General features: G+C 68.2%; 15 protein-coding genes. 11 read left to right on the top strand and 4 right to left on the bottom strand.

Going from position 1 to position 15,817, the window contains the following annotated elements:
• Nucleotides 1–16: 16 nt before the first annotated feature.
• On the top strand, nucleotides 17–547 hold the full coding sequence (locus ACJH5R_RS11435) for a hypothetical protein (protein ID WP_406758590.1): 531 nt from the start codon (nucleotides 17–19) through the stop codon (nucleotides 545–547).
• A gap of 17 nt (nucleotides 548–564) precedes the next feature.
• Here the strand turns inward: ACJH5R_RS11435 and ACJH5R_RS11430 are convergent, their stop codons facing one another.
• From ACJH5R_RS11430 to hisN, 3 genes are all read right to left on the bottom strand, one after another.
• Nucleotides 565–2,100 carry an FGGY-family carbohydrate kinase gene (locus ACJH5R_RS11430; RefSeq protein WP_406758591.1) on the bottom strand — a complete coding sequence of 512 codons (1,536 nt, stop codon included), beginning with the start codon at nucleotides 2,098–2,100 and terminating at the stop codon, nucleotides 565–567.
• Nucleotides 2,097–3,491: a pyridoxal phosphate-dependent decarboxylase family protein gene (locus ACJH5R_RS11425; protein WP_406758592.1), complete on the bottom strand. Its 1,395-nt coding sequence runs from the start codon at nucleotides 3,489–3,491 to the stop codon at nucleotides 2,097–2,099. The genes ACJH5R_RS11430 and ACJH5R_RS11425 overlap by 4 nt, the downstream gene beginning before the upstream one ends.
• Before the next feature lie 367 nt (nucleotides 3,492–3,858).
• Nucleotides 3,859–4,653 carry a histidinol-phosphatase gene (gene hisN / locus ACJH5R_RS11420; RefSeq protein ID WP_406758642.1) on the bottom strand — a complete coding sequence of 265 codons (795 nt, stop codon included), beginning with the start codon at nucleotides 4,651–4,653 and terminating at the stop codon, nucleotides 3,859–3,861.
• 218 nt (nucleotides 4,654–4,871) lie between these two features.
• Between hisN and ACJH5R_RS11415 the strand changes: the two genes are divergently transcribed.
• From ACJH5R_RS11415 to ACJH5R_RS11385, 7 genes are all read left to right on the top strand, one after another.
• On the top strand, nucleotides 4,872–6,284 hold the full coding sequence (locus ACJH5R_RS11415) for an ethanolamine ammonia-lyase subunit EutB (protein WP_406781960.1): 1,413 nt from the start codon (nucleotides 4,872–4,874) through the stop codon (nucleotides 6,282–6,284).
• A complete protein-coding gene (gene eutC, locus ACJH5R_RS11410) occupies nucleotides 6,281–7,204 on the top strand; it encodes an ethanolamine ammonia-lyase subunit EutC (protein WP_406781959.1) in 924 nt (307 codons plus the stop codon). Before ACJH5R_RS11415 ends, eutC begins: the two co-directional genes overlap by 4 nt.
• A gap of 188 nt (nucleotides 7,205–7,392) precedes the next feature.
• Nucleotides 7,393–8,430, top strand: a complete 1,038-nt coding sequence (locus ACJH5R_RS11405; protein ID WP_406781958.1) for a LysR substrate-binding domain-containing protein — start codon at nucleotides 7,393–7,395, stop codon at nucleotides 8,428–8,430.
• Between the two features lie 44 nt (nucleotides 8,431–8,474).
• Complete coding sequence (hrcA, locus tag ACJH5R_RS11400) at nucleotides 8,475–9,518, top strand: heat-inducible transcriptional repressor HrcA (protein WP_406758595.1); 1,044 nt, start codon at nucleotides 8,475–8,477, stop codon at nucleotides 9,516–9,518.
• Nucleotides 9,519–9,551: 33 nt separating this feature from the next.
• Nucleotides 9,552–10,703: a molecular chaperone DnaJ gene (dnaJ, locus tag ACJH5R_RS11395; protein WP_406758596.1), complete on the top strand. Its 1,152-nt coding sequence runs from the start codon at nucleotides 9,552–9,554 to the stop codon at nucleotides 10,701–10,703.
• 7 nt (nucleotides 10,704–10,710) lie between these two features.
• Nucleotides 10,711–11,460 carry a 16S rRNA (uracil(1498)-N(3))-methyltransferase gene (locus ACJH5R_RS11390; protein WP_406758597.1) on the top strand — a complete coding sequence of 250 codons (750 nt, stop codon included), beginning with the start codon at nucleotides 10,711–10,713 and terminating at the stop codon, nucleotides 11,458–11,460.
• A complete protein-coding gene (locus ACJH5R_RS11385) occupies nucleotides 11,453–12,133 on the top strand; it encodes a helix-turn-helix domain-containing protein (protein WP_406758598.1) in 681 nt (226 codons plus the stop codon). The genes ACJH5R_RS11390 and ACJH5R_RS11385 overlap by 8 nt, the downstream gene beginning before the upstream one ends.
• Here the strand turns inward: ACJH5R_RS11385 and ACJH5R_RS11380 are convergent, their stop codons facing one another.
• The gene (locus ACJH5R_RS11380; protein WP_406758599.1) at nucleotides 12,134–12,793 is read right to left on the bottom strand and encodes a class I SAM-dependent methyltransferase; all 660 of its coding nucleotides are present in this window, start codon (nucleotides 12,791–12,793) and stop codon (nucleotides 12,134–12,136) included.
• Nucleotides 12,794–12,931: 138 nt separating this feature from the next.
• Here ACJH5R_RS11380 and ACJH5R_RS11375 point away from each other — a divergent pair, with 138 nt between their 5' ends.
• The 3 genes from ACJH5R_RS11375 to ACJH5R_RS11365 are packed head-to-tail and all read left to right on the top strand — an operon-like array spanning nucleotide 12,932 to nucleotide 15,812.
• Entirely contained in the window at nucleotides 12,932–13,984 is a 1,053-nt protein-coding gene (locus tag ACJH5R_RS11375) for a PhoH family protein (RefSeq protein WP_406758600.1), read from the top strand.
• The gene (ybeY, locus tag ACJH5R_RS11370; RefSeq protein WP_406758601.1) at nucleotides 13,981–14,517 is read left to right on the top strand and encodes an rRNA maturation RNase YbeY; all 537 of its coding nucleotides are present in this window, start codon (nucleotides 13,981–13,983) and stop codon (nucleotides 14,515–14,517) included. The genes ACJH5R_RS11375 and ybeY overlap by 4 nt, the downstream gene beginning before the upstream one ends.
• Entirely contained in the window at nucleotides 14,514–15,812 is a 1,299-nt protein-coding gene (locus tag ACJH5R_RS11365) for a hemolysin family protein (protein WP_406758602.1), read from the top strand. The genes ybeY and ACJH5R_RS11365 overlap by 4 nt, the downstream gene beginning before the upstream one ends.
• Nucleotides 15,813–15,817: the final 5 nt, after the last annotated feature.

Here is a 15,817-nt window from a genome sequence, read left to right as displayed (position 1 = left end):
ATTCGGAGGGGGAACCGTGACTGGAAGACTTCTACTGATCGGCGCTTCGGCGCTGGCTGTGATCGGGGTGTCCGGGTTGTTCGGCGGAGGTGTGGCTTCCGCTGAGCCGGCCGCACCGCAGGACTCCGTGGCCGGTGCGCCCATCCCGCTGGAGCCCGCGCCGCCAGTACCGGCCCCCGCCCCGGCGCCGTCCGGCGTGCCGCTGCCCACGACCGGTGAGGTGTCGGGCATGCTGACCAGGCTCAGCGACGCCGGCATCGGCTACAAGGAGAAGGCCGATCTGGTCGAGAACGGCATCACGCAGCACGAGGGGCACGGCCTCGACAGCGAGCTGCGCAGGGCCTACCGCGACGGAGAACTGCCCTACAACTTCGACGTGATCAATGTGGTGCAGACCGGCGAGGGCCAGGGGCTGGCCAACGTCACCGTCTCGGGCCCCAAGATGCCTGCGCCGCAGACCGTCCCGCTGCAGCTCGTCGACCAGGGTCGTTGGGTGCTTTCGCACGACTCGGCCACCCAGCTGATGCAGATCATGGCGGCCCACTAGCCCGCAGAACGGGTCGGTCAGCGGTTGAGGCGGCCGAACATGCCCTTTTGGGCCTTGTAGAGCCGGGGGAATTCGGCGAAGAGCCGGTCGTACACCTCGTGATTGGCGGCTACCGGCTCGAATACGCCGTCGAGCGGGATCAGATCGCGTAGCTCGTCGCGGTGCACGTAGCCCATTCCGATCCCAGCGAACAGCGCCGCGCCCCGCAACTGCGCATTCAGCGGATCGGCCACCCGCTCGCAGGTACGGCCGGTGACGTCGGCGATGATCTGGCACCACAGGTCCGAGCGCGCACCGCCGCCCACGATCCGGATCGGTCCGCCGTTGGGGGTGAACCGATTCACGCACTCGAGCAGCCAGCGGCTGTTGTAGGCGACCCCCTCGAGCACCGCGCGCACCAGATCGGCGCGGGTGGTGGCCAGTGACAGGTTGTGGAACCCGCCGCGGGCACGGCGGTCGTCAACGGGGGAGTGCTCGCCTTTGAGCCAAGGCGTGAAGATCACCCCGTTCGAGCCGGCCGGTGCGCCCGCCGCCAGCGCGGTCAGCGCGTCGTAGTCCAGATCGTCGAACATGGTGTCGCGCAACCATTGCAGTGCGCGGCCGGCGGTGTCCTGGTTGTTGACCAGCAGATAGGACGTCGGGTCGAGGCCCGCGACGGTGGCCAGCTGGTGGAACGCATCGGTCTTCTTGAACGCCACCGGACAGCTGATCCACGACGTGGTGGAAATGGTCAGATGCAGCTCACCTTGGCGCACCGCACCGGAACCCACTGCAGCAGCGTGCAGGTCTGGGGTGCCGGTGACCACCTGGGCCGCAGGCGATATGCCGAGTTCGGCGGCGACCGACGGAGCCACCGGGCCGATGATGGAGCCGGTCGGCACCAGCGGGGGCAGTTTCGCCCGGTCGACACCGGCTAGGCGCACCAGCACATCGTCGTAGTCGAGCACGTCCAGATTGCGGTTGTTGGTGAGCCAGCTGCCCATCATCGAGGCCCGCGATGCCGCCGCTCGTCCGGTGAAACGCATGCCGAGGTAGTCGACCGGCTCCAGCAGCCAGCGGGTGGCCGCGAAGACCGCAGGGTCGCCGTGCTGCAGGTGCAGCATGTGCCCGACCGGGTCGTCGCCGCTGGGCGAGGGGATGCCGCCGTTGCGACGGAGCCAGCTGAGCAGGACCCGTGGTCGGTAGCCGGCTACCCGACCGCCGAATACCTTGCGGCTGTACGGCGCACCGCGGGTGTCCATCCACATCACGCACGGACCCACCGGACGTCCCTCGGCGTCGACCGGGATGGTGCTGGCCCACTGCCCGGTGATCGACACCCCGGCTACCCGCTCACCGCGTATCCCGCTCTCGGCCAGCCCGCGTTTGGTGGCGTCGCGGATGATCTCCCACCACAGGCCCGCGTCTTGGGTGGCGGCACCGCCCGGGCCGTATTCGGTCGAGACGGCAGTGAGGTCCGACCACAGCACGGCGCCGTCCAACGACACGAAACCGACTTTAGGGCCGCCAGTGCCAAGGTCAACGGCCAGAACGACGCGGTCCGAACTGGTCATACGGGCGGCAGCGACTGCTGGGTGTCGAGGATGTGTTCCATGAACCCTTCGATGAAATGAGCCGCCTCATCGGTCATCCCGCCGGGGACACCGCCATAGACCGCAGCGCTGACCGGCGCCTCGCCCGCAGCGGTCTTCTTCTTGGCGTACTCGACCGCGTCGTCGAGGTCGGCGGCGAATGCCTCCGCCACGCCGGGCTGGGTCTGGGGCCGGGTGACGGCCATGTGGATGGAGTTGGGGTACTGCTGGCCGTTGAAGCGCCAGCCCTTGGGCTTCATCGCGTCAGCGACGTGGTAGATGTCGAATTCGTCGGAGCGGAAGCTGAAGCAGAACGTTGGTGAGCCCAGGATCATCAGCTCGGGGTGGCTGCGCACGGCATCCTGCATGGCCGATGCCGTCTCGAGGATCGCCTTGGCGTAGGCCCGGTAGCCTTCCCTGCCCAGCTGCACCATCGACGCCCACGCGGCGGCGATCAGCCCACCCGAGCGGGAGCCCTCGATTCCCGGCGAGTGGTATTTGCCGCCGGACCACTCCGGCAGGTAGAAGTATTGCGCGTTGCGGTAGGCCTTGTCGCGAAACAGCAGGGTGGAGGCGCCCTTCAACGAGTAGCCGTACTTGTGGTTGTCCGCGGAGATACTGGTGACCCCGGGAACCCGGAAATCGAACAGCGGGACGTCATAGCCCAGCTCCTGGGCGAAGGGCAGGACGAACCCGCCCAGACAGCCATCGACGTGCAGGCCCACTCCGTGCTGCAGGGCGAGCTGCCCCAGTTCAGGAATCGGGTCGACGGTGCCGTAGCCGTAGTTGCAGGCCGAGCCCATGATCGCGATGGTGTTCTCGTCGATGTTGTTGGCCACCCAGTCGACGTCCACCTGGGTGGTCTGCGGATCGATGGGCGCCCTGCGCATCTCGATGCCGAACAGATGGCAGCCCTTGTCGAAGGCCGGGTGACCGGTTTCGGGCTTGATGAAATTCGGCCGGGTGATGCCCCGGTGCTTGGCGGCGTGCTCGCGGTAGGCCAGCAGTGCGTGGATGATGCTGCCGGTGCCGCCGGTGGTGACCATGCCGACCGGTTCGGTGTCGGTGATGGCCTCGGCGTGCATCAGATCCAGTGCCATCGCGATGATTTCGCCCTCGAACTTGGTCGCCGACGGGCATATGTCGCGCTGCAGCACGTTCACATGGGCGAACAGTCCGAACGCCTCATCGAGAAAGCGGTAGTGCTCGTGGTCACCGCAGTACATGGTCCCGGACACCTTGCCGGTTTCCCAGGTGGGGTCCTCAGCCTGCGCCATCTCACGCAACTCCGCGAGCACTTCGTCACGCGGCCGGCCCTGTTCGGGCAGCGTGCGGTTGACGGTGAAGCGGTCCGTGTAGGGAAAGTCGGACATGGTGAGAGCAGATCCTCCATCTTGAGGACCCCCGGGTCACAAACCCCGAGGGATCATCGTCTTGTTGTTCGCACGCGCAATAGCAGAGCTAACCACGGGTGGCCGACGCGGCGTCACATCACGTGCCGCCCGCCCCCGTCGGTATCACGCCGACCGTCCCACCGCGGGCCCGCAGTGAATTGCCTGAATTCATGATCTCCTGCGTGTCCGAATGCCGGCTGCGGATGGGTAGCAAGAATTGCCATGATATTTGTTCAATGGCCGTGGGCCGATAATCTCAAATCGCGTGCGAGAATTCCAACACCAAAAACGGCAACATTGACATGATTTTGTTGTTAATCGGGTGTTGGTTGGGGAATGCGCGATGCTAGGCCACGCCCAGGCTGTCCAGCACCGCTGAGTGCAGCAGGGCGTTGGTAGCCACCGCGCTGCCGCCGTGCGGGCCGGCGGTGCCGCTGAGGTCGGTGAACGTGCCACCCGCCTCACGGACCAGGATGTCCAGGGCCGCCATATCCCACAGTGACAACGAGGGCTCGACAACGATGTCGACCGCGCCCTCGGCGAGCAGGCAATGGGCCCAGAAATCGCCGTAACTGCGCGTTCGCCACACGGTGTCGGTCAGATCCAGGAAGCGCTGACGCAGTCCGAGGTGCGCCCACTGCTTGAGTCCGGCGAACGACAGGCTCGCCGAGCCCAGGTCTGCCACCGCGGAGACCGATAGTCGCCTCGGCGCCGCCCCGCCGACCGCGGCAAATGCGCCCAGGCCATCGCCGGCCCACCACCGCCTGCCCAGCGCGGGGGCGCTGATCGCACCGACGCGCGGCACGCCGTCGTCGAGCAGGGCGATCAACGTGGCCCACACCGGCACCCCGCGCACGAAGTTCTTGGTGCCGTCGATCGGATCGATGACCCACTGGCGGCCGCTGAAGATCGCACTGCCGCCGAACTCCTCGCCCAGCACGTCGTCGTCGGGCCGATCGCGTGCCAGGACGTCACGCAGCGCGACCTCCACCGCGCGGTCGGCGTCGGTGACCGGAGTGAGGTCCGGCTTTGTGTCGATCCGCAGGTCCAGTGCGCCGAACCGGTCCATCGTCATGGCGTCGGCCACGTCCGCCAGGCTCAGCGCCAGGGTCAGATCGTCATTGATGGATTCCGCTGCAATTCCCACAAACGGGGGACAGTACCACCGAGTTGAGGTTTTCCGTGTTCGCCGGCGAAATGACCGAATTAGGGAATCGCGTCGCCGGTATGGAAAAATGGGGGGCGCGAGTTGTTTTTCTTCGCCCGCGACTCAAATCGGCATAACGGCAATTCCTTGCCGCACCTGGGTGCCGCCGTCGATGCGATCAGGGAATCCCGGCTGAGGGGAAGGGGCCTGCGATGACCACGTACACGCAGACGCTGGCCGGCACCACCTACCGGTTCGACGGGCTGATTGACCTCCTGGCCAAGGCCACCCCGCGCCGGTCCGGCGACGAACTGGCCGGCTGCGCCGCCGCCAGCGACGCCGAACGAGCCGCGGCGCAATGGGCGCTGGCCGACGTCGAGCTGGACACTTTCCTGCATGACCTGGTGTTGCCCTACGAGACCGACGAGGTCACCCGGCTGATCATCGATCGCCACGACCGCGAGAGCTACCGGGCGGTGTCCCATCTGACCGTCGGTGGTCTGCGGGACTGGCTGCTGGAGGTGGCGGCGACGCCGACAGCGGCCGACACCCTGCGTCGAGTCGGGCCCGGGCTGACTCCCGAAATGGTGGCCGCGGTCAGCAAACTTATGCGGAACCAGGACCTGATCGCGGTGGCGCGATCGGTACGGGTCACCAGCGCGTTTCGCACCACGCTGGGATTGCCGGGCCGCCTGGCCACCCGGCTGCAGCCCAACCATCCGACCGACGATCCCCGGGGTGTCGCCGCGGCCACGCTCGATGGGTTGCTGCACGGATGCGGCGATGCGGTGATCGGCATCAACCCGGCCACCGACTCGCCGCAGGCCACCGCCGACCTGCTCTACCTGCTCGACGACATCCGGCTGCGCTACCAGATCCCGACGCAGTCCTGCGTGCTCTCGCACGTGACCACGACCATTGAGCTGATCGAGCGGGGCGTCCCGGTGGATCTGGTGTTCCAGTCGATCGCCGGCACCGAGGGCGCCAACCGCAGCTTCGGTGTGAGCCTCGATCTGCTGCGTACCGCCAACGAGGCCGGGCGGTCGCTGCAGCGCGGGACCGTCGGGGACAACGTCATGTATTTCGAGACCGGCCAGGGTTCGGCGCTGAGCGCGCACGCCCACCTGGGCAGCGGTGGCCGGCCGGTCGATCAGCAGACCCTGGAGACCCGGGCCTACGCGGTGGCCCGCGAATTCTCACCGCTGCTGGTCAACACCGTGGTCGGGTTCATCGGACCCGAATACCTCTACGACGGCAAACAGATCGCTCGGGCCGGGCTCGAGGACCACTTCTGCGGCAAGCTGCTCGGGCTGCCGATGGGGGTGGACGTCTGCTACACCAACCACGCCGAAGCCGATCAGGACGACGTGGACACCCTGCTCACGCTGCTCGGCGTCGCCGGGTGCAACTTCGTCATCACCGTCCCCGGAGCCGACGACGTGATGCTGGGCTACCAGAGCATGTCCTTTCACGACGCGCTCTATGCGCGACGAGTGTTGGGCCTGCGCCCCGCGCCCGAGTTCGAGACCTGGCTACAGGGGATCGGTATCGCCGATGAGTCCGGCCGGGTGCTGCCCAGTGCGGTGGAGCGCTCGCCGTTGCGGTCGCTGGCGGCACCGGCATGAGCGCCTTGCATTCGAAGCCGCCGGGTTCTTGCGGCGGTCCCAGCTTCGGCTCTCCTTCGTCGAGCCTCGCTGAACCGCCGGGTTCTTGCGGCGGTTCCAGCTGCGCCTCTCCTTCGTCGAGCCTCGCTAAACCGACTGAGTCGCAGGACCTCTGGCAGGACCTGCGCCGCCACACCCAGGCGCGGATCGGGCTCGGGCGTTCCGGCGACGCCCAGCCGACCCGCAGCGTGCTGGAGTTCCGGGCGGCGCACGCCCTGGCCCGCGATGCGGTGCGCCAACCATTCGACGTCGGGCGGCTGGCCCAGAGGGTGGCCGGCGTAGGGCTCGGCGAGCCCGTGGCGGTGACCAGTCGAGCGAGCAGTCGCGAGGAGTATCTGCGGCGCCCCGACCTTGGTCGCCTGCCCGATGATTTGACTGAAATCCCATGCAGTACAGCGCAGGTGGGCTTCGTGCTGTGCGACGGACTGTCCCCGGCGGCGCTGACCGAACACGGTGTTGCGTTACTGCGCGCGCTGACCGATGTGGTGGGTGCTCACCGCACTATCGCCGCACCGGTGATCGCCACCGGGGCCCGGGTAGGGCTCGGCGACCATATCGGCCAGGCGATGGGCGTGCAGACCGTGGTGGTGCTGATCGGTGAGCGACCGGGATTGTCGGTGGCCAGCAGCCTCGGGCTGTATCTGACACACCAGCCGCGGCCGGGACGCACCGACGCCGAACGCAACTGCGTGTCCAACGTGCATCCTCCGGACGGTCTGGGCTACCTCGAGGCGGCCCGCGTCGTCGACGCCCTGATCACCGGTGCGCGCAGACTCGGTCGATCAGGAGTCGACTTGAAAGCCACCTCGGTGGCTGCGCTCGACGGGCTAGGTTCATGCGGCGATCCCGGCTTCGCCTCGCCTCCGGCGAGCCTCGTTTAACCGCTGCGGCTCGATCGAACCGGTCTCGACGGGCTGTTCTGTACTGACACGCTTGCTGGAGTCATTACGGCGCCCCGCTTCGCCGGCTCCGACGCGCTTGCAATGGCCTGCAGGAGTGTCGAACGACTGGCTGCGGTGGGGTAGTCGGGGTAGCAGGGCGATTTGGACCTTGAAGTCTTCGTGTTGACGTGGCAGCTGGGCCGTGTCGTCACCAGGTACCGGCGTTGTCGGTGGGCCGTGGAAACCAAACCAACAAAGTTGTTCGACACGCTTTAAGATCGGGCACCATAGACATCAACACGCGAAAGTTGCGCCACTTCGTGGTGGCTGCTGAAGAACTGCACTTCAGTCGGGCGGCAGCGCGTGTCTTCCTGGCGCAGCAGGCACTGAGCCGCCAAATCAAAGAACTCGAAGACGAACTCGGCGTCAAGCTGTTCGAACGGACCACCCGCAACGTGGCGCTCACGCCCGCCGGCGAGGTCTTCCTGGAGGGAGCGCGCACCGTCTTGGCCGCACTGGACGGTGTGGCCGCCGCCGCCCAACAGGCAGCGCGCGGGGTGGTGGGCACGCTGCGGCTGGGCTACGTACCGGGCGCCGCGCTCGAACTGACCGCACCGATCCTCGCCGAGTTCCGGGAACGTCACCCCGAAGTCACCATCGAGATGCGGGAATTTCAGGTCAGCGATCCGTCGGCCGGGTTGGCGTCGCGGGCCACCGATGTGGCATTCCTGCGGCTGCCGCAGAGCACGCCGAACATCAGCACCGAGATCCTGGCAGTCGATCCCGTCGTCGCGATGGTGTCGACCTCGCACCGGCACGCCAGACGGAAGTCGGTGTCGGTGCGGGACCTTCTCGACGACCCGATCACCCAGTCGTCCAGCGTCGACCAGGCCCATCACGCGTTCTGGAGCCTGGCTGCGGCGCGGACCGCTGCGACGAAGGTGCACGTGGTGCGCTCCGATTCGATCACCGAGGAGGCGCAGGTGGTGGCCGCCGGAGCGGCCATCGCCATCACCGGTGCGGCGGCCGCGCACTTCATGCCGTTGAGCGGGGTCCGGTTCCTGCCGATCGACGACTGGCCCGGCTCGGCCATCGCGGTGGGCTGGACCGACGGCGAGCCGTCGCCGCTGGTCTCCCGCTTCGTCGACGTCGCCTGTTTGGTGCGGGACAGGGAGCGGGACATCGTGCACGGCATCGAGCACCGGCTGTTGGCGGGTTCACCGTAAAATCGAGGACGGCCGTAGCTGTTCGAAGCAGGAGGTGAGCACCCGTGGGCGTGGCTGATGATCGCCGCCTCGAGGTACTGCGTGCCATCGTCGCGGACTTCGTTGCCACCAAGGAGCCGATCGGCTCCAAAGCCCTGGTCGAACGGCACAACCTGGGGGTTTCGCCGGCCACCGTCCGCAACGACATGGCCGTGCTGGAGGCCGAGGGGTACATCGCCCAACCGCACACCAGTTCCGGGCGGGTGCCCACCGAGAAGGGCTACCGGGAGTTCGTCGACCGGATCGACGACGTCAAGCCGCTGTCGGCCGCGGAGCGCCGGGCGATTCTGTCCTTCCTGGATTCCGGTGTCGATCTCGATGACGTGCTCCGCCGCGCGGTGCGCACCCTGGCGCAGCTGACCCGCCAGGTGGCCGTCGTGCAGTACCCGACCCTGTCGGTGTCGACGGTGCGCCACCTCGAGGTGATCGCGCTGACCCCGGCGCGGCTGCTGCTGGTGGTCATCACCGACTCCGGCCGGGTCGATCAGCGCATTGTCGAACTGGGCGAACCGATCGACGAGCATCAGCTCAGCCAGCTGCGGGAGCTGCTCGGCGCCGCGCTGGAGGGCAAGCGGATCTCGGCAGCCTCCACCGCGGTCGCCGAACTCGCCGGGCACCTCGACGGGCGCAGCGGGCTGTCGCCCGGCCTGGCCAACGCGGTGGGTCGCTCGGCGACCGTGCTGCTGGAATCGTTGGTCGAGCACCGCGAGGAGCGCCTGCTGCTCGGCGGCACGGCCAACCTGACCCGCAACGCCGCCGACTTCGGCAGTTCACTGCGGTCGGTGCTGGAAGTTCTCGAAGAGCAGGTTGTGGTGCTGCGGCTGCTCGCCGTGCAGCAGGAAGCCGGTAAAGTCACGGTGCGCATCGGTCACGAGACCGAGGCTGAGGAGATGGCCGGCGCCTCGATGGTGTCCACCGCTTACGGGTCGCTGGGCACCGTCTACGGGGGCATGGGGGTGCTGGGTCCCACCCGGATGGACTATCCGGGAACGATCGCCAGTGTTGCAGCTGTTGCTATGTACATCGGTGAAGTGCTCGGGGCTCGCTAATCTCCGGCTGGCAGAAGTTGGGAAGGGCTAGGCGTGGCACGCGACTATTACGGCTTGTTGGGCGTCGATAAGGACGCGACCGACACCGAGCTCAAGCGCGCCTATCGCAAGCTGGCGCGCACCTACCACCCCGACGTCAACCCCGACGAGGCGGCGCAGGCCAAGTTCAAGGAGATCAGCGCCGCCTACGAGGTGCTGTCCGACCCGGAGAAGCGCCGCGTCGTCGATCTCGGCGGCGACCCGTTGGAGAGCGGCGGCGGCGGTAACGGCTTCGGTGGCGGTTTCGGTGGCGGTTTTGGGGGCCTCGGGGACGTGTTCGAAGCGTTCTTCGGCGGCGGGGCAGCTTCGCGCGGCCCGATCGGACGGGTCCGGCCGGGTTCGGACTCGTTGCTGCGCATGCGCCTGGACCTCACCGAGTGCGCAACCGGGGTGACCAAGCGCGTCACGGTCGACACCGCGGTGCTGTGCGACCGCTGCCAAGGCCGCGGAACCCACGCTGACTCGCGCCCCATGACGTGTGACACCTGCCATGGCCGCGGCGAGGTGCAGAGCATGCAGCGCTCGCTGCTGGGCCAGGTCATGACCTCGCGGCCCTGCCCCACCTGCCGCGGCGTCGGAGAGGTGATTCCGGACCCGTGCCACCAGTGCGGTGGCGACGGCCGGGTGCGCTCGCGCCGTGAGATCAGCGTCAAGATCCCGGCTGGAGTCGGCGACGGCATGCGCGTGCGGCTGGCGGCCCAGGGCGAGGTCGGCCCGGGTGGGGGACCGGCCGGTGACCTCTACGTCGAGGTGCACGAGCAGCCTCACGACATCTTCGCCCGCGACGCCGACGACCTGCACTGCCACATCTCGGTGCCGATGGTCGACGCGGCGCTGGGCACCACCGTGACCGTGGACGCGATCCTCGACGGTGCCACCGACATCACCATCCCGGCCGGCACCCAACCGGGGGCCACCATCGTGCTGCGCGGCCACGGCATGCCGCAGGTGCGGACCGGTGTGCGCGGTGACCTGCACGCTCACATCGAGGTGGTGGTTCCCGAGCGCCTCGACAGCCACGACACCGACCTGCTGCGCAAGTTCAAGCAGCACCGCGACCGCGAGATCGCCGAGGTCCGCTCGGCGCACACGCAGAACAGCGGCGGGCTGTTCAGCCGACTGCGCGAAACCTTCACCGGCCGCTGAGCCCGCGGTGGCAGGCCTGTTCTATGTCGACGCGCTGCCCGAGGTGGGTGCGCTGGCCGTGCTCGGTGGCGACGCCGGGTTCCATGCCGCGACGGTGCGCCGGATCCGGCCCGGTGAGCAGCTGACCCTCGGTGACGGCGCCGGGCTGGTGGCGCAATGCCAGGTCGAAGAGGTCGACCGCGGTGGGCTGCGGGCCCGGGTGCTGGAGCGTTCCCAGTTCGCGCCGCCGGCCCCACCGGTGACCGTGGTGCAGGCGCTGCCCAAATCCGAGCGTTCCGAGCTGGCGATCGAGCTGGCCACCGAGGCCGGCGCCGACGCTTTCATGGCGTGGCAGGCCGACCGGTGCGTGGCCCGCTGGGACGGCCCGCGAGCCGATAAGGGACTGCGGCGCTGGCAGGCGGTGGCCCGAGCGGCCGCCGGGCAATCCCGCCGGGCCCACATTCCGCCGGTGGATGGGGTGCTCAGCGACGCCGAGCTGGTGTCGTGGGTGCGCGACCAGGTGGCCGCCGGCACGACCGTGCTGATGCTGCACGACGCGGCCGGCGTCGCCTTGGCCGACGCGGTGGAGCCCACCGCCGCGGCATTGGCGCTGGTGGTGGGCCCCGAGGGCGGGATCACCGAGGCGGAGCGGACAGCGCTGACCGGCGCTGGTGCCGTCGCCACCCGGCTCGGTCCTGCTGTGCTGCGCACCTCGACCGCGGCGGCAGTCGCGCTGGGCGCGCTCGGGGTGCTGACGCCGCGCTGGGGGAGTGAATAGCCGGGCGGCCTCGGTGCCGTCGCTGAGCATCAGCGACGGCTACGCGGTGTATCGCGGCCCGGTGGGCGGCGGCGGCCCGATTCACCGTCACGGGGCCTTCCAGATCGTGGTGGCCGGGCGAGGCGAAGTGACGATGGTGGATCTCTCCGGCAGCTGCCATCAGGCCGCCGCACTGGTGGTGTCACCGATGGCGCCGCACCGCATCCTGGCCATCCGCGACCTGATCACCTACTTCATCGAGCCGCATTGCCTGTTCGCCGATCGGTTGCGGCAACGCTACGACGCCGGGATCGCCGCAGCCCCCGAGCTGGGCGAGCTGCGCGAGCCCGATGTCGCAGCCGCCTGCCGGGGCCAGTCGGAGGAGCTGGATCCGCGCCTGGTGTCGGCGCTGGCCCTACTGGCCGACAGCAACATCACGATGCCGAGCCTGGCTGCCGAGATTGGCCTCTCGCCGCAGCGCCTGCGCGCGCTGGCGCGCCGGGAACTGGGGATGCCGCTGGCCCGCTGGCGGGTCTGGTCGCGGCTGCGTCGCGCCGTCGAAGCCCTGCAGTCGGGCATGCCGTTGGCCGACGCCGCCATTGCCGCGGGGTTTGCCGATCAGGCCCACTTCACCCGCCAGATGCGGGAGATGATGGGCCTGACGCCGTCGGTGGTGCTGAACGCCCTCGTGTGATCACTGTTTGCGGGCGGTATAGATCGAGATCGTTCCGTTGATGGTGGCCACCACGTCGGCTTCGCGAACCTCGGTGAAGCCGGCGGCCGAAATCAGCTCCGGGAGAACACCATCGGCATTCGGTTGGGTATCGGTCTTGCCGTCGGCGAACTGGACGAACCGAAACGCCAGGCGCATCAGCGGCGTCCGTTGCAACCCGAAGTCGGCGATCACCAGCCGCCCGCCCGGCCGCAGCACCGCGAACATCGACGCGAGGATGGCGCGCTTGATGTCCATCGGACATTGGTGCAGTACCAGAGAAGACGTCACGCCGTCCATCGATTCCGCGCCCACCGATGCCACCAGGTCGTCGCCCATCCCGGTCAGCCAGCGGACCCGGCCGGCTGACTCGGACTCCGCATCCTTTTGCCGCGCCACCGCCAGGATCTCCGGATCGGGGTCCAGGCCCACGATGTTCGCCTGCGGCTCCACCCGAGCGGCCAGCAGCGCCAACGAACCGGTGCCGCAACCCACGTCGAGAATCGTGTCGCCGGGACGCGGCGCCAGGTGCATGACGGTCAGGCCTCGCCACAGCCGCTCGCGCGTCAGCGCCACCACGTAGTCGAAGAACCGGGCCGGCGCCAGGCGGCCCAGGGCAGGGGTGAAGGTTTCCTCGCTCATACCCGGCAGTTTCGCGCGCGCGGCACCGCCTCGTCTTGAACGAACCGCTCATCGGTGACGGTAGGCGGTAGACTCAAGCGTCCGACTCATCGTCGTACCCACGGCACAAACCCCCAGGAAGCAGGCATCGGAAACCCCGTGACGCCCCGCGATACCCCCGCTGCCGGGCCGGCCTCGCAGGTTCGCAGCAGCGTCGATATTCCACCCGACCTGGTCGTGGGCCTGCTGGGTTCCGCAGATGAGAACCTGCGCGCCATTGAACGCCTGCTCAGTGCCGACCTGCATGTGCGCGGCAATGCCGTCACCATCTCCGGAGCGCCGGCCGATGTCGCCCTGGCCGAACGGGTGCTCTCCGAGCTGGTGGCGATCGTGGCCGGCGGGCAGTCCCTGACGCCCGAAACGGTGCGGCACAGCGTCGGGATGTTGGTGGGCACCGGCAACGAATCACCCGCCGAAGTCCTCAGCCTCGACATCTTGTCGCGGCGCGGTAAGACCATCCGGCCCAAGACGCTCAACCAGAAGCGTTACGTCGACGCCATCGATGCGCACACCATCGTCTTCGGTATCGGGCCGGCCGGCACTGGCAAGACCTATCTGGCGATGGCCAAGGCGGTCAAAGCGCTGCAGACCAAACAGGTCACCCGCATCATCCTGACCCGGCCGGCGGTGGAAGCCGGTGAGCGGCTGGGGTTTTTGCCCGGCACCCTGAGCGAGAAGATCGACCCGTATCTGCGCCCGCTGTATGACGCGCTGCACGACATGATGGACCCGGAGCTGATCCCCAAGCTGATGAGTTCCGGTGTCATCGAGGTGGCGCCGCTGGCCTACATGCGCGGCCGGACCCTCAATGACGCGTTCATCATTCTCGACGAGGCGCAGAACACCACCGCCGAACAGATGAAGATGTTCCTGACCCGGCTGGGCTTCGGCGCCAAGATCGTGGTCACCGGTGACGTCACCCAGATCGACCTGCCCGGCGGGGCGAGATCCGGGTTGCGGGCCGCCGTGGACATCCTTGACGACATCGACGACATCTACGTCGCCGAGCTCACCAGCGTCGACGTCGTGCGGCACCGGTTGGTGTCGGAGATCGTCGACGCCTACGCCCGCCATGAATCCGAACAGGTCCAGCCGGGGCTGGCCATGAACCGAGCGTCGCGGCGCGCATCGCAAGGCAGGTCACGCCGATGAGCATTGAGGTCTCCAACGAATCCGGTCTCGACGTCTCCGAGGTCGAGCTGGTCAGCGTCGCCAAATTCGTGCTGGCCAAGATGGACGTCAATCCAGGGGCCGAGCTGTCGATGGTGCTGCTGGATACCGCCGCGATGGCCGACCTGCACATGCGCTGGATGGACCTGCCCGGGCCCACCGATGTCATGAGCTTCCCGATGGACGAGCTGGAGCCCGGCGGCCGCCCGGACGCTCCCGAGCCCGGGCCATCGATGCTCGGCGACATCGCATTGTGCCCGGAGTTCGCCGCCGAGCAGGCCGCGGCGGCCGGGCATTCCCTGGGCCAGGAGCTGGCGCTGCTCACCGTGCACGGCGTGTTACATCTGCTCGGCTACGACCACGCCGAGCCGGACGAAGAAAAAGAGATGTTCGCCCTGCAGCGCCGCCTGCTCGAGGAGTGGGTCGCCGACCAGGTGGAGACCTACCGGGCCGAGACCCAGAGCGAGAAGGACCGCCGACTCCTCGACAAGTCCAGGTATTTCGACGAATCGTGACCGGAACACCGCTGCTACTCGGCGTGATTGCGCTGATCGGTCTGGGTGGGTTGTTCGCGGCGATCGACGCCGCGGTCAGCACCGTCTCGCCGGCACGGGTGGAGGAACTGGTCCGGGCGAAACGGCCCGGTGCGGTCTGGTTGGTCAAGCTGATGGCCGAACGTCCTCGCTACATCAACCTGGTGGTGTTGTTGCGGATCACCTGCGAGGTCACCGCGACCGCGCTGCTGGTGTATCTGCTGAGCGCGGTGCTCGGCCTGGACTGGGGACTGTTCGCGGCCGCGGCGGCCATGGTGGTGGTCAGCTTCGTGGTGATCGGGGTGGGGCCGCGGACTCTGGGCCGGCAGAACGCCTATTCGATCGCGCTGGCCGCAGCGCTTCCGCTGCAAGTCTTGTCGGTGTTGCTGGCCCCGATCAGCCGCGTGCTGGTGGTGTTGGGTAACGCGCTGACCCCGGGGCGCGGGTTCCGCAACGGGCCGTTCGCCTCCGAGATCGAGCTGCGCGAAGTGGTCGACATGGCGCAGCAGCGCGGGGTGGTGGCGGCCGACGAGCGCCGGATGATCCAGTCGGTCTTCGAGCTCGCCGACACCCCGGCCCGCGAGGTGATGGTGCCGCGCACCGAGATGGTCTGGATCGAAAATGACAAGACCGCCGGGCAGGCCACGTCTTTGGCGGTGCGCAGCGGGCATTCCCGCATTCCGGTGATCGGCGAGAACGTCGACGACATCCTCGGTGTCGTCTACCTGAAAGACCTTGTCCAGCAAACCTATTACTCGGTCACCGGAGGGCGGGACACCACGGTGGCGCAGGTGATGCGCCCGGCGGTCTTCATGCCCGATTCCAAGGCGCTCAACGCGCTGCTGGAAGACATGCAGCGCAGTCGCTATCACATGGCCCTGCTGGTCGACGAATACGGCGCCATTGCGGGTCTGGTCACCATCGAGGACGTTCTGGAGGAGATCGTCGGCGAGATCGCCGACGAGTACGACCAGGGCGAAGTCGCCCCGGTGGAGGAGCTGGACGGCAACCGATTTCGGGTCTCGGCGCGGCTGCCGATCGAAGACGTCGGGGAGCTCTACGGGGTGGAGTTCGACTCCGGTCTCGACGTCGACACGGTCGGTGGGCTGCTCGCGCTGGAGCTGGGCCGCGTTCCGCTGCCGGGTGCCGAGGTAGTGTCACACGGCCTGCGCCTGCGGGCCGAAGGCAGCCGCGACAGCCGCGGGAGGGTGCGGATCGGCACGGTTCTGGTCAGCCCCGTCGAACCCACCGGCGAGGAGGCCGCAGTTGAGCAGTGACGCAC

This window comes from Mycobacterium sp. SMC-19, from assembly GCF_045310815.1.
Taxonomy (GTDB): Bacteria; Actinomycetota; Actinomycetes; order Mycobacteriales; family Mycobacteriaceae; genus Mycobacterium.
Note: the sequence above shows the minus strand (reverse complement) of the source record. Positions and strands in the feature narration are given on the sequence as shown.

Bases quoted from the DNA above. Each gene is read 5' to 3' on its own strand.
- ybeY (WP_406758601.1), top strand. From the start codon at position 13,981: ATGAGCATTGAGGTCTCCAACGAATCCGGTCTCGACGTCTCCGAGGTC.
- ACJH5R_RS11425 (WP_406758592.1), bottom strand. From the start codon at position 3,491: ATGTCCGACTTTCCCTACACGGACCGCTTCACCGTCAACCGCACGCTG.
- ACJH5R_RS11415 (WP_406781960.1), top strand. From the start codon at position 4,872: ATGACCACGTACACGCAGACGCTGGCCGGCACCACCTACCGGTTCGAC.
- ACJH5R_RS11430 (WP_406758591.1), bottom strand. From the start codon at position 2,100: ATGACCAGTTCGGACCGCGTCGTTCTGGCCGTTGACCTTGGCACTGGC.
- eutC (WP_406781959.1), top strand. From the start codon at position 6,281: ATGAGCGCCTTGCATTCGAAGCCGCCGGGTTCTTGCGGCGGTCCCAGC.
- ACJH5R_RS11380 (WP_406758599.1), bottom strand. From the start codon at position 12,793: ATGAGCGAGGAAACCTTCACCCCTGCCCTGGGCCGCCTGGCGCCGGCC.